Source organism: Bacillus sp. 1021, assembly GCF_014534735.1.
Lineage (GTDB): Bacteria > Bacillota > Bacilli > Bacillales > Bacillaceae > Bacillus > Bacillus siamensis.
The window spans coordinates 377,896-390,997 of the sequence record NZ_JACVSR010000001.1; the positions used below are offsets into that span (position 1 = coordinate 377,896).

The following is a 13,102-nucleotide window of genomic DNA, read 5'->3' on the forward strand; positions in this document are numbered from 1 at the left end:
GAGGAAAAAATATGAGCAGACATATTCAATATTCAATTGTCGTCCCGGTGTATAACGAAGAACCCGTCATTCAGACAACCTATCAGCGTCTGAAAGAAGTCATGGATCAAACAAAAGACCATTATGAATTAATCTTTGTTAATGACGGAAGCAAAGACCGCAGTATTGAAATATTACGAGAACACAGTCTGATTGATCCGAGAGTGAAAATTATTGATTTTTCCAGAAACTTCGGACACCAGATCGCGATCACCGCGGGCATGGATTACGCAGAGGGAAATGCAATCGTCGTCATTGACGCCGATTTGCAGGACCCTCCCGAACTAATCCTTGATATGATTGAACAGTGGAAAGAAGGCTACGATGTCGTGTACGCCGTCAGAACAAAACGAAAGGGAGAAACCTTTTTCAAGAAACAGACGGCTTCTATGTTTTACCGGCTGCTTCGGAGCGTGACTGATATTGATATTCCGCTCGATACCGGAGATTTCCGCCTGCTTGACCGAAAAGTCTGTGACGAAATGAAAAGATTAAAAGAGAAAAATCCTTTTGTCAGAGGGCTCGTCAGCTGGGTCGGCTTCAAGCAGACTGCTGTTGAATATGAACGTGATGAGAGGCTTGCGGGAGAAACGAAATACCCGCTTAAAAAAATGCTGAAGCTTTCCATGGACGGTATCACAACGTTCTCCCATAAACCGCTCAAGGCGGCAAGCTACGCGGGAATGATGATGTCCGGGGCGGGTTTTCTCTATATGTTTATCGTTTTATATATGAAACTCTTTACAGACAGCACCATAACGGGCTGGTCCTCTCTGATTGTGATACAGCTGTTATTCAGCGGCATCGTTCTTTTAATGCTCGGAATGATCGGCGAATATATCGGAAGGATTTATGATGAAGCAAAAGACCGTCCGCTCTATATCGTGCAAAAAGCGTACGGCATTAAAAACGAAAAGGTTTATCGGGATCAGCATATGTCTTAACCGAAACACCCTGTCCGGCCACCCGGGCAGGGTGCTTTTATGTCAAAAATAAAAACCGCAAGAACACATCGTGTCCCGCGGTTTTTTTCATTCATCTGCGGCCGGTCTGGATGTGCAGAGAGCGCATGATCAAGCCGGTTCCCGTCAGGTTCAATAAAATGCTTGCACCCAGCGTCATGCCCCAAGCAGCGTTTTGCTGAGGAAGCTGAATGCTCAGCTGCAGCAAGATCAGGCCGGTAACGACCAGCAAAAGTCCGGTTTGTTTCATAGGTATGTATCCTCCTTTGTACAATCTTTCATACGGACGGTCTGCGCTTTAAAGTTTCATTATTGGTGTAAAAAATCCAAGGCCGCTGCCTTGGATTTTTGTTAAGACGAAGTTTCTTCTTTTTGAGTCAGTTTCATTTTTTTCGTCATTTCCTTGCCGTTTCTGATAATCTTCACGTCAACGGTGCTGCCGACTTTCGTATTCTTATAGAGAATATTGCGAAGTTCGCTGCCCGTGTCAGTTTCTTTCCCTTTCAAGCTGATAATGATGTCTTCTGCTTTTAATCCGGCTTTGGCTGCAGGGGATCCCTGCGCCACTTCGCGAATGTAAACCCCTTTATTCAGCTGTTTGCCGAAGAGGCCTAGTGTGCCTTCCTGATAGTTTTGCGGCACTTGCTCCAAGTCGATCATGCTCACCCCGATATAAGGGCGCTCCACCTGTCCTTTCGTGAGAAGCTCTTCGGCAATCGGTTTGACATCGTTGCTCGGAATCGCAAAGCCGATGCCTTCTACATCATTTTCACTGATTTTCATGCTGTTGATGCCGATGATTTTGCCGTCTGTATTCAAGAGCGGCCCGCCGCTGTTTCCGGGATTGATCGCGGCATCGGTTTGAATGACGTTGATGCTTGACTCGCCGGCTGACGTGGAAATCGAGACCGTTCTGTTTAAACCGCTCACGATTCCCTGTGTGACGGTGCGGGAAAGGTCTTTGCCGAGCGGATCACCGATGGCGATCACGGATTCACCCGTTCTGAGAGCGGATGAGCTGCCGAAGCTTGCCGTTTTTGTTACGTGTTTATCACTGATTTCTAATACGGCCAAGTCTGTCAGCGAATCACGGCCGACGAGTTTAGCTGTTACATCGGTGCCGTCATATAATGACACTTTAAGGGAAGAGGCGCCTTCAACCACGTGATTATTCGTAATAATATACGCCTTGCCGTTTGCTTTCTTAAAGATAACGCCTGAACCTGAGCCTGTTTCCGCATCTTCACCCGATGAATTTGAGTTCGAATCTGAACCGGAACCGAATCCGAATAAATCTGAACTGTTTTGCTGCTTTTGCAGATTGGTGATTCCGACGATCGCCGGTGAAATATCTTCCACCATATTCGAAATGCTGCTTGAATTTGCGGATGAGCTGTTTGCCGATTTGCCGCTGCCGGAATCAGAAGATGTCTGCTTAGCGGTTACTGAAGACGTTTCCTGAGCGGGAGCCGGATTTGAAGTATCTTGAGTCTGATGGTCTCCAAGCGGCGTAAATGAATAGATGCCGAGGGCGAGCCCCCCGCCGATCACCCCGCCGAGAAGCGGTCTGAACCAGCCGAAGCTTCGTTTTTTCTTGTCCTCGTCCGGTGCGGAATATCTCGCCGGCTGCTGATTTTCTTTTACTAAAAGGACTTCCTGTTCTTTTTGGTCTGTCCGATTTTCATCACGATAGTTATCCATCATGTTCACTCCGTTTCTCTATTTCATCATAGCATGATTTGCCTATTATTACTGACTCCATCTTAAACAAAAAATGTGGGATAATAATGAAAAGATTGTGGGAAATTGTGAAAAAGACGTAATCGGACGGCGGCGCTCTATATTGACAATTTCCATCGGATTTGAAATAATAAATAAGATATTATGTTCAATCCTTCACATGAAAAGATATGAAAATTCTGTCAAGCTAATGGGGGAAATCTGTTAGCTTTTTCACTTTGTCAAATTTTAGAAAGGGGCTGCCAAATGAAAGAAAAACATCACTGGATTATTTCTCTGCTTGCTGTGCTGGCGGTCGGGCCGGGACTGATGTCGAACACCGCTCTTGCGGCTGTCCAAAGCCTTGTCCGGCAGACGGTCGGCGGGGAAAACTTTGACTCTTTTCATCCGATTATTATCGGTAATATGGCATTCGTCTTATTTGTGCCGGCTGGGCCGTATTTAAGAAAAAGGTTCGGCTCCCGGCCTGTCTATATGATTTCGATGGCCGCGGGTGTCATCGGTGCGCTGCTCGCTGCTGTGACGAATGATATTTACCTGCTCGCTGCGGGCCGTTTGCTGCAGGGAGCTGCGGCGGGCACTATGCTGATGATTATGATTCCGATGCTGGTGCTTTCGTTTCCGATTGAGCGGCGCAATTACGCATTATTTGTGTTAATCGGCGGATTTTACGGAGCCGTCATTATGGGGACCGTATTAGGCACGGCGGCGGCAAGCGCCGCCGGCCATTGGCATTGGCTGTTTATCATTTTTGGCCTGCTGTCTCTTTTCGGCTTGATTTTCAGTTATGTGTGGCTGCGGGATGATGCTCATAAAAATGCTGAAAAATCTCCATTTGACAGCATCGGTTTTCTTTTGGCCGGTATATCAGCCGTGCTGACCGCTTATACGTTTATTCATCTGCCGAAATGGGGCTTTTCGTCTTGGCATACATTGGCGGGATTTGGCGGAAGCTTCGTCATTCTGCTGATCCTGCTGATTATGCAGTACAGAAACGAACATGCGCTGATTTCGATTAAACTTATGCTGATTCCAAAGCCGATTCTGGGTGTTTTCATGATCGCTGCGGGCAGCATTTCCATAGCGGTCAGTCTTTCTGCATTTCACGGGGAGCTTCAGACCGCATACCATTTGTCACAAACCCAGTTAATATTCTTATATGCGAGCCTTTTGGGAGGCGTGGCCGTTGCCGCTGTCATCAGTGCTTTAGCATATGATAAAGTCGGCCCGGGCATGCTCGGCATAACAGGCTCTGTTATATTGGTGTTCGTGAATTTTCAATGGATGACGACGGATCATCATCTGCCGCTTATTCTATTTGCGGGTCTTTTCGTGATGCTGGCGGCAGGGACAGGGCTTATCGTGGCGGCCGGACTGATGGGCGCCGCGTTGGGCGGGCCGCTTCCGGAACTGGTGAAACGCATGACGGCCGTTCAGTTTTTACGGCTGTTCATTTATATGGGCGCGCCTGTATTAATCGGGTATTTTACGAAAAGAGATGCTTCGGGCACGCTTTGGGGCGCGCGCAGCACACAATCGCCGCATGACCAGCTGATGGGGACATACAGCGATCTGTTTCTAATTGCTTTTATCTTTAGCCTGCTTTTAGTGTGTTTATCATTTGTCATGAATGCGACCGGCATGGGACATAAGCTGGCGCATAAACCGCATACCGTACGCAGGCAGGCGGCTGAAGAGCCTTCGCCGCAGGTTCCTGAACCGATCAGGCATCAGGTCATTCCCGATCGCGAATACAGAAGTGCGGTCAGACAGTTTCAGGGTCACCCTATAAACAAAAACAGGATGTAACTTTTTCTATCAACAAACCCTTTTCCCTGTGAAAAGGGTTTGTTTTTTCCTATAAAGGCATAATGGTATATTGCATGTTTCATCCTTTTTTAATATAATTTGTTAGAATATTCATAATTTAATATCGGAATTTTAAATAAAAAAGGAGGCATTATATGAAACTGTATCTATCTGTAGACATGGAGGGGATTTCCGGACTGCCGGATGAAACATTTGTCAATTCCCGCATGCACAATTATGAGCGCGGCAGGGTTCTGATGACTGAAGAAGCAAACTGGTGCATCGCTGAAGCGTTTAATAACGGATGCACGGAAGTGACTGTGAACGACAGCCACTCTAAGATGAATAATCTGCTTGCAGAAAAACTTCATCCTGAGGCAGAGCTGATCACGGGGGATGTCAAGCCGTTTTCTATGATGCAAGGGCTTGATGAATCATATTCGGGCGTGATGTTTATCGGCTATCATGCAAGAGCCTCGATGCCGGGCGTCATGTCACACAGCATGATTTTCGGCGTGCGCCATTTTTACATAAATGATCAGCCGGTCGGTGAACTGGGGCTGAATGCCTACCTCGCCGGATTTTACGGCGTCCCGGTTATCATGGCAGCCGGAGACGATTGCGCCGCAAAAGAAGCGGAGGAGCTGATACCGAATGTGACGACTGCCGCCGTCAAACAATCCATTTCAAGAACCGCTGTCAAATGCCTGTCTCCTCAAAAAGCCGGGCGGCTCCTGACGGAAAAAACAGCTTATGCGCTCAAAAATAAAGATAAGGTCAAGCCGCTGACACCGCCTGATCGACCTGTATTAGGCATTGAATTTGCCAACTACGGACAGGCTGAATGGGCCCATTTAATGCCGGGCACAGAAATTGTACCGGGAACGACAACCGTTCAATTTCAGGCAAAAGACATGCCGGAAGCTTATCAGGCCATGCTCGTCATGACAGAACTCGCCATGAGAACAACATTCTGTTAAAGGGGTGAACGGCATGCTGCGGTATTTTATCAAACGTTTTATCGCCATGATTGTGACCGTGCTCGTCATCACCACTCTGACATTTGTCATGATGAAAGTGATACCCGGCTCGCCTTTTAACGAGGAGCGGGGCACAAACGAAGCGGTCCAGCGAAATCTCGAATCCTACTACCATCTGAACGAACCTCTTATCACTCAATACGCCATTTATCTAAAATCCATTCTCGCCTTTGATTTCGGTCCTTCAATCAAAAAACCGTCAGACAGTGTAAACGCCATGCTTGAACGCGGATTTCCCGTTTCCTTTGAGCTTGGCATAACGGCGATCATTGTCGCTGTTATTTCAGGACTTGCGCTCGGCATAACGGCCGCTCTCAGACGCGGCGGCTTTCTCGATTATGCAGCCATGAGCCTTGCGGTGCTGGGGATTTCCATTCCGAATTTTATTATGGCGACACTGCTGATTCAGCAATTTGCGGTTCATCTGAAATGGTTTCCGGCAGCCACCTGGACGAGCCCCATTCATATGGTGCTGCCGACTGTTGCGCTTGCCGTCGGCCCTATGGCCATTATCGCGAGGCTGACAAGGTCAAGCATGGCCGAAGTGCTGACTCAGGATTATATCCGCACGGCAAAAGCAAAAGGTCTTTCCCCTGTCAAAATTATCATCAAACACGCCTTGAAAAATGCTCTTATGCCCGTTGTGACAGTACTTGGCACGCTTGCCGCAAGTATCCTGACGGGCAGTTTCGTCATCGAGAAAATCTTTGCCATTCCGGGAATGGGCAAATATTTCGTGGAAAGCATCAATCAGCGTGACTACCCGGTGATTATGGGAACGACCGTTTTTTACAGTGTGATTCTGATCGTCATGCTGTTTCTGGTTGATTTGGCATACGGCCTGCTGGATCCGCGCATAAAACTTCATAAGAAAGGGTGAGCCTGATGAGTCTCCCGCAAGAAACGGTAAAACACACAGAAGTGCCAGATGACTGGTTTCAGCCGGGCATGGAAAGAAAGGGTGAAACCGAGTCGGTGAAGCGTCCGAGCCTGTCTTACACTCAGGATGCGTGGCGGCGGCTTAAAAAGAACAAATTGGCGATGGCCGGCCTTGTGATTTTATGCTGCCTGTTTCTTTCAGCAGTGTTCGGTCCGCTGATATCACCGCACAGTGTGACGAGGCAGACGCTCGCCGAGCAGAATCTTCCGCCGTCTTTTTCACATTGGTTCGGAACTGACGAGCTTGGGCGGGACGTGTTTACAAGAACATGGTACGGAGCGAGGATCTCTTTATTTGTCGGTGTGATGGCGGCGTTGATCGACTTTTTGATCGGCGTCATTTACGGAGGCGTCGCCGGCTACAAAGGTGGGCGGACAGACAGCGCCATGATGAGAATCATCGAAGTTCTCTACGGCTTACCGTATCTGCTCGTTGTCATTTTGTTAATGGTGCTGATGGGACCGGGGCTCGGTTCCATCATCGTCGCTCTGACCGTGACGGGATGGGTCGGCATGGCGCGGATTGTCAGAGGGCAGGTACTGAGGATGAAGCATGATGAACACGTGCTTGCTTCGAAAACGTTTGGAGCGAAAACATTTCGGATCATTAAGAAAAATCTGCTGCCGAATACGATGGGAGCCATTATTGTCCAAATGACGCTGACGGTGCCGGCGGCGATTTTTGCGGAATCATTTCTAAGTTTTCTCGGACTCGGCATTCAGGCGCCGTTTGCAAGCTGGGGCGTCATGGCAAACGACGGGCTTCCGGCGATTTTATCAGGCCATTGGTGGCGGCTGTTTTTCCCCGCCTTTTTCATTTCCTTAACGATGTACGCGTTTAACGTGCTTGGAGACGGCTTGCAGGACGCGTTAGATCCGAAACTGAGGAGGTAGGAAAAATGACGCAGCCAATTCTTTCAGTTCAAAATCTGCATGTTACTTTTTCGACATACGGCGGCACCGTAAAAGCCGTCAGAGGCGTCGGCTTTGATTTATATAAAGGTGAAACGTTTGCGATCGTCGGTGAATCGGGCTGCGGAAAAAGCGTGACGTCACAAGCCGTGATGGGTCTTCTTCCGAAACATTCGGCAAAGATTGAATCCGGAAGCATACAATTTAAACAGAAAGACCTTTGCCAAATGACGGAGCGGGAAATCCGGGCAATTCGGGGGCGCGACATTTCTATGATTTTTCAGGACCCGATGACGGCGCTCAATCCGACGTTGACCATAGGGGATCAGCTTTCGGAAGCGCTGTTGGAACACCGCGCCATGACGAGAAAAAAAGCTGAATCCGAGGTTCTCGCTATGCTGGATCTGGTCGGAATCCCTGACTCGAAATCCCGCCTGAAGCAGTATCCTCACCAATTAAGCGGGGGCATGAGGCAGCGGATCGTGATCGCGATGGCGCTGATCTGTGAGCCGGAAATCATTATCGCCGATGAACCGACAACGGCTCTTGACGTGACGATTCAAGCGCAAATCCTTGAATTATTTAAGAAGATTCAAAGAAAAACAGGCGTATCTATAATTCTGATCACGCATGACCTCGGTGTTGTTGCTCAAACCGCTGACAGGGTCGCCGTCATGTATGCGGGAAAAATCGCCGAAATCGGCACGAGGCATGATATTTTTTACCGGCCGGCTCATCCCTACACAAAGGGGCTGCTTCGCTCAGTGCCGCGGCTGGATATGGAGGACAGTGAGCTTTCGCCGATTGACGGGACTCCGCCTGATTTATTCGATCCGCCGCCGGGCTGTCCGTTTGCCGCCCGCTGTCCGGACAGGATGATCGTCTGTGAAAAGGTATATCCGGAAACAACCGTGAAATCCAAAAGCCATTTCGTCAATTGCTGGCTTCAGGATCACCGTGCAGAGCGGCTGAAGCACAAACAGCTGACGGCAGCAGAGGAAAAAGGGGGATTTAAATGAAAAAGAGATGGGCGATCGGAGTGATTGCTGTTGTTTCGTTTGCTTTGATGGGCTGTACGGCCAATGAGCAGGCGGGGACAGAACCCGGCAAAGCAAAAGAACAGGGGGGCGAAACGGTGCTCCGGCTCAATAACGAAAATGAGCCGACCTCACTTGATCCGCCGATCGGATTTAATAATGCTTCCTGGCAGCCGCTGAATAACATCATGGAAGGCTTAACGAGGCTTGGAAAAGATAATAAGCCCGAACCGGCCATGGCGGAAAGCTGGAAGGTGTCCGCTGATAAGCTGACATATACCTTCAATATCCGTGATAATGCCAAATGGACAAATGGCGATCCCGTCACGGCGGATGACTTCGTCTACGCCTGGAAACGGATGCTTGATCCGAAAACGGGCGCATCTTCCGCATTTCTCGGCTACATGATCAAGGGCGGAGAAGAATTTAACAGCGGAAAAGGCAAAAAAGAAGACGTGAAAGTTGAGGCAAAAGATAAAAAAACACTGGTCGTCACATTGGCGGCACCGCAGGATTATTTTCTGAGCGTCGTGTCCAATCCGGCGTATTTCCCGATTAATGAAAGGGCCGCCAAGGCTGATCCGAAATGGTTCACTGAAGCGAAAACCTTTGTCGGCAACGGACCGTTCAAGCTGACGGAATGGAAGCATGATGACAGCATGACGATGGTCAAAAACGAGACGTACTGGGATAAAAAGACGGTGAAACTGGATCAAGTCACATGGGCGATGGTCAGTGACCGGAATACAGACTATCAAATGTTCCAGTCGGGGGATTTGGATACCGCTTTCGTGCCGGCAGAGCTGAGTGAGCAGCTGATGGGCGGAAAAAATGTTCGCACGTGGGATCAGGCCGGACTTTATTTCTATCGCTTTAACGTAAAAATGGAGCCGTTCCAAAATGAAAAGATCAGAAAAGCGTTTGCTGCAGCAATTGATCAAAAAGAAATCACGGATTATGTGACCAAAAACAGGGAAAAGCCGGCGCATGCTTTCGTATCTCCGGGATTTACGCAGCCTGACGGGAAAGATTTCCGCGAAGCGGGCGGCAGTTTATTAACCCCGAATGAATCAGAAGCCAAAAAACTGCTGGAAAAGGGCATGGCAGAAGAGCATTATGACAAGCTGCCTGATGTCACACTGACATACAGCACAAAACCGGAGCATAAGAAAATAGCGGAAGCGATACAGCAGAAGCTCAAAAGTGTGCTCGGTATAGACATTAAGCTCGCCAATATGGAATGGAACGTCTTCTTAGAGGAGCAGAAAGGACTGAAGTTCCAGTTTTCTCAAAGCTCATTTTTACCGGATTACGCAGATCCGATCAGTTTTCTTGAAGCTTTCCAGACGGGGAATTCCATGAACCGCACAGGCTGGGGCAGCGCGGATTACGACGAATATATCAAGCAGGCAAAACAGGAAGCCGATGCAAAAAAACGTTTTGCGCTCATGCATAAAGCGGAAAAGCTGCTCATGAACGAGGCACCGATCATTCCGATTTATTTTTACAATCAGGTGCATCTGCAGAACAGCGGCGTGAAAGGCATTGTCCGGCATCCCGTCGGTTACATTGATCTGAAATGGGCGGAAAAGTCCTGATATCACAACGGAAACAAATACCGCTCTTTTGACGGTAAAGGAGCGGTCTGTTTCACTTTTCAATCCATGGAAAAGGAGATTGAAAAAGCCATGAACCATAAACCGAAAGCACTGCAAAAAGGCGACACGGTCGGTGTGATTGCCCCTGCGAGCCCGCCTGAGAGCGGGACGCTGCAAACCGCGCTGCTTTTTTTAGAAGATGAGCTTGGTCTTCAAGTGAAACTCGGCCGGGCGCTGAAAGCCCGTCACGGCTATTTGGCGGGAGAGGACCGCGCGCGTCTCGATGATCTTCATGACATGTTTAGCGATCAGAAAGTCAAAGCAGTGATATGCGCGTGCGGAGGATTCGGCACGGGCCGCATTGCCGCTGATATGGACTTCGGCTTAATCCGCCGCAATCCGAAAATTTTCTGGGGATACAGCGATATTACGTTTTTACATACCGCCATTCATCAAAATACGGGACTCGTCACATTTCACGGCCCGATGCTGAGTACGGATGTCGGGCTTGATGATGCTGATCCGCTGACAAAGGCGTCATATCACCAGCTTTTCGCAGAAACGGAATTCACCTATACGGAGGACATTTCCCCATTAGAGGTGCTGACAGACGGAAGAGCCGAGGGAGAGCTTGCGGGCGGCAATCTGTCCCTCATTACATCGACACTCGGCACGCCGTTTGAAATTGATACAAAAAACAAATTGCTGTTTATCGAGGATATTGATGAGGAGCCGTATCAAATCGACAGAATGCTGAATCAATTAAAAATGGCCGGAAAACTGTCAGACGCAGCAGGAATTCTGGTCTGTGATTTTCACCAATGCGAACCGAAGAATAAAGAAAAGTCTCTTACTTTAGAGCAAGTGCTGAACGATTACATTGTCAAATCAGGAAAGCCCGCACTTAAAGGCTTTAAAATCGGTCATTGTTCACCGAGCTTCGCCGTTCCGATCGGAGCCCGCGCGGTTATGGATACGGCGGCCAAAGCGGTAACGATTGAATCGGGAGTTTCCGGAAGGGAGTGATCAGGCGTGAGGATAACAGATATTCAAACGGGGCGGATATCCGTCCCGCTGAAAAAGCCGTTTAAGACCGCTTTGCGCACGGTTTACCATGCTGAATCTGTCATTGTGAAGCTCACATTTGACAACGGTCTGACCGGCTGGGGCGAGGCACCGCCGACGGTTGTTATTACAGGTGACAGCGCGGCCGGTATTGAAAGCGCTGTTTGCGATGTGCTGAAGCCCGCTCTCTTGGGGCGGAGCCTTTCCGGCATGGAAGCTGTGCTGTATGATATCAGCCGGCTGTTGGAAAGAAATCAAAGCGCAAAAGCCGCTGTAGATATGGCTGTATATGACGGATGGGCGCAAATGCATGGGCAGCCGCTTTACCGGCTGCTCGGCGGCTACCGGAATACACTGGAAACGGATTTTACCGTCAGCGTCAATTCTCCAGAGGAGATGGCGGGGGACGCAGATTATTATGTAAATAAAGGGTTTCGTATATTAAAAATAAAAGTCGGCATAGGTGACATATCAGACGATGTGGCGCGGATTCAGGCGGTCAGATCACGTGTCGGCGCAAACGTCAAACTGAGACTGGACGCGAATCAAGGCTGGACGCCGAAAGAAGCCGTGGCCGCGATCCGAAAGATGGAAGACGCCGGACTCGGCATTGAGCTGGTCGAACAGCCTGTTCACAAAGACGATATCGGCGGGCTGAAGCAGGTCACTGATGCCGTAGACACGCCGATTATGGCGGATGAGAGCGTGTTTACGCCCCGTCAGGCCTTTTGCGTGCTGCAGACAAGAAGCGCCGATTTAATCAATATTAAGCTGATGAAAGCGGGCGGCATCAAGCAGGCGGAAACAATCAATGCGATGGCAGAAACGTGCGGTGTGGAATGCATGGTCGGCAGCATGATTGAGACCAAGCTCGGCATCACCGCCGCAGCCCATTTTGCAGCGGGCAAACGCAATGTGACAAAGTTTGATTTTGATGCGCCGCTTATGCTGAAAAATGATCCCATTAAAGGCGGCATCACATACAGCGGCAGCCAGATTACGATCCCCGATGAACCGGGTCTCGGCATTACCGGTGTGTCGGTGCAAGAGGAGGCGAAACAATGAGAGCAGCCGTAACTGCGGCGGCAGCCAACATATGGACGCTGCCGTCATCTCCCCGTTCGCATGATGCGCCAATGCTCGAAAACCCGCCCAAGATCAGAAAATGGCTGGCGGCTATGGGATATGAAGAGCGGGTCCGATTATGCACGGACAATCTTGTCCAAACGCAAGTGCTTTTCGGGGAAGAGGTGATCATTCTCAAAGAAGAAGGAGAATGGGCTTTTGTTGCCGTTCCCGGTCAGCCTTCAAAAAAGGACGCACGCGGATATCCGGGCTGGATGAAGAAAAGCCAGCTTTCAGCATCCGGCTTTCAAACATCTTCTCCCGCCGTCTGGATTACCAAACCGACAGCTTTTTTATATCACACAAACGGCGAACCGGACTTGGAAGTGAGTTTCTTAACGCGTCTTCCGGCATCAGGACGTGAAAAAGGCTTTTTTCGTGTGATGACGCCGCTCGGGGAACGGCTCATAAATGAAGCTGACGCAGACGAATTTCGGCATACAGAAGGGCGGGCCGCAGATGTCATCGAAACGGCAATGATGTTTCTTGGACTTCCGTATTTATGGGGAGGACTGAGCGGTTTTGGGTTTGATTGCTCCGGATTGATGTATTCGGTATTTAAAGCAAACGGCTATACCCTTCCCCGAGATGCCCGGGACCAGGCAAAAGCGGGACGCGACGCAGAAGTAAACGATATCCGGCCGGCTGACCTTTTGTTTTTCGCCTATGAAGAAGGGAAAGGCGCGATTCACCATGTCGGTTTGGCGCTTGGAGACGGCAGGATGCTGCACTCCCCGAAAACAGGAAAAGCCATCGAAGTGCTGCGTTTGAAAGGAACCGTCTATGAAAAAGAATTATGCACCGTACGCCGCTGTATAAGCGAAAAGGGGGAATGA

Annotated in this window: 12 protein-coding genes; 10 read left to right on the plus strand and 2 right to left on the minus strand. The window is 49.4% G+C overall.

What is annotated here, in order from left to right; all coding sequences use genetic code 11:
• Positions 1-11 precede the first annotated feature (11 nt).
• A complete protein-coding gene (locus ICW23_RS02120; RefSeq protein WP_045925705.1) occupies positions 12-983 on the plus strand; it encodes a glycosyltransferase family 2 protein in 972 nt (323 codons plus the stop codon).
• Between the two features lie 91 nt (positions 984-1,074).
• On the opposite strand, the gene ICW23_RS02125 is transcribed toward ICW23_RS02120, so the two are convergent.
• Both ICW23_RS02125 and htrA read right to left on the minus strand, forming a co-directional pair.
• Entirely contained in the window at positions 1,075-1,251 is a 177-nt protein-coding gene (locus ICW23_RS02125) for a hypothetical protein (protein ID WP_188153957.1), read from the minus strand.
• Positions 1,252-1,352: 101 nt separating this feature from the next.
• Positions 1,353-2,702 (minus strand): serine protease HtrA, encoded by a 1,350-nt coding sequence (gene htrA, locus ICW23_RS02130; protein ID WP_188153958.1) that lies wholly within the window; start codon positions 2,700-2,702, stop codon positions 1,353-1,355.
• 285 nt (positions 2,703-2,987) lie between these two features.
• Here htrA and ICW23_RS02135 point away from each other — a divergent pair, with 285 nt between their 5' ends.
• The 9 genes from ICW23_RS02135 (at position 2,988) to ICW23_RS02175 (ending at position 13,102) form a co-directional block, all read left to right on the plus strand.
• A complete protein-coding gene (locus ICW23_RS02135) occupies positions 2,988-4,550 on the plus strand; it encodes an MFS transporter (RefSeq protein ID WP_188153959.1) in 1,563 nt (520 codons plus the stop codon).
• 155 nt (positions 4,551-4,705) lie between these two features.
• Positions 4,706-5,530 (plus strand): M55 family metallopeptidase, encoded by an 825-nt coding sequence (locus ICW23_RS02140; RefSeq protein WP_016936418.1) that lies wholly within the window; start codon positions 4,706-4,708, stop codon positions 5,528-5,530.
• 13 nt (positions 5,531-5,543) lie between these two features.
• Complete coding sequence (locus tag ICW23_RS02145; protein WP_016936417.1) at positions 5,544-6,470, plus strand: ABC transporter permease; 927 nt, start codon at positions 5,544-5,546, stop codon at positions 6,468-6,470.
• Positions 6,471-6,475: 5 nt separating this feature from the next.
• Positions 6,476-7,423, plus strand: coding sequence for an ABC transporter permease (locus tag ICW23_RS02150; protein WP_047475384.1), 948 nt, complete (start codon positions 6,476-6,478; stop codon positions 7,421-7,423).
• A 5-nt stretch (positions 7,424-7,428) separates the two neighbouring features.
• The gene (locus tag ICW23_RS02155) at positions 7,429-8,460 is read left to right on the plus strand and encodes an ABC transporter ATP-binding protein (RefSeq protein WP_188153960.1); all 1,032 of its coding nucleotides are present in this window, start codon (positions 7,429-7,431) and stop codon (positions 8,458-8,460) included.
• On the plus strand, positions 8,457-10,076 hold the full coding sequence (locus ICW23_RS02160) for a peptide ABC transporter substrate-binding protein (protein ID WP_188153961.1): 1,620 nt from the start codon (positions 8,457-8,459) through the stop codon (positions 10,074-10,076). Before ICW23_RS02155 ends, ICW23_RS02160 begins: the two co-directional genes overlap by 4 nt.
• A 66-nt stretch (positions 10,077-10,142) precedes the next feature.
• The gene (locus ICW23_RS02165; RefSeq protein ID WP_188153962.1) at positions 10,143-11,102 is read left to right on the plus strand and encodes a S66 peptidase family protein; all 960 of its coding nucleotides are present in this window, start codon (positions 10,143-10,145) and stop codon (positions 11,100-11,102) included.
• A gap of 6 nt (positions 11,103-11,108) precedes the next feature.
• Positions 11,109-12,206 (plus strand): mandelate racemase/muconate lactonizing enzyme family protein, encoded by a 1,098-nt coding sequence (locus ICW23_RS02170; RefSeq protein ID WP_188153963.1) that lies wholly within the window; start codon positions 11,109-11,111, stop codon positions 12,204-12,206.
• Complete coding sequence (locus ICW23_RS02175) at positions 12,203-13,102, plus strand: C40 family peptidase (protein WP_188153964.1); 900 nt, start codon at positions 12,203-12,205, stop codon at positions 13,100-13,102. The genes ICW23_RS02170 and ICW23_RS02175 overlap by 4 nt, the downstream gene beginning before the upstream one ends.

Bases quoted from the DNA above. Each gene is read 5' to 3' on its own strand.
- ICW23_RS02120 (WP_045925705.1), top strand. From the start codon at position 12: ATGAGCAGACATATTCAATATTCAATTGTCGTCCCGGTGTATAACGAA.
- ICW23_RS02125 (WP_188153957.1), bottom strand. From the start codon at position 1,251: ATGAAACAAACCGGACTTTTGCTGGTCGTTACCGGCCTGATCTTGCTG.
- htrA (WP_188153958.1), bottom strand. From the start codon at position 2,702: ATGGATAACTATCGTGATGAAAATCGGACAGACCAAAAAGAACAGGAA.
- ICW23_RS02135 (WP_188153959.1), top strand. From the start codon at position 2,988: ATGAAAGAAAAACATCACTGGATTATTTCTCTGCTTGCTGTGCTGGCG.
- ICW23_RS02140 (WP_016936418.1), top strand. From the start codon at position 4,706: ATGAAACTGTATCTATCTGTAGACATGGAGGGGATTTCCGGACTGCCG.
- ICW23_RS02145 (WP_016936417.1), top strand. From the start codon at position 5,544: ATGCTGCGGTATTTTATCAAACGTTTTATCGCCATGATTGTGACCGTG.
- ICW23_RS02150 (WP_047475384.1), top strand. From the start codon at position 6,476: ATGAGTCTCCCGCAAGAAACGGTAAAACACACAGAAGTGCCAGATGAC.
- ICW23_RS02155 (WP_188153960.1), top strand. From the start codon at position 7,429: ATGACGCAGCCAATTCTTTCAGTTCAAAATCTGCATGTTACTTTTTCG.
- ICW23_RS02160 (WP_188153961.1), top strand. From the start codon at position 8,457: ATGAAAAAGAGATGGGCGATCGGAGTGATTGCTGTTGTTTCGTTTGCT.
- ICW23_RS02165 (WP_188153962.1), top strand. From the start codon at position 10,143: ATGGAAAAGGAGATTGAAAAAGCCATGAACCATAAACCGAAAGCACTG.
- ICW23_RS02175 (WP_188153964.1), top strand. From the start codon at position 12,203: ATGAGAGCAGCCGTAACTGCGGCGGCAGCCAACATATGGACGCTGCCG.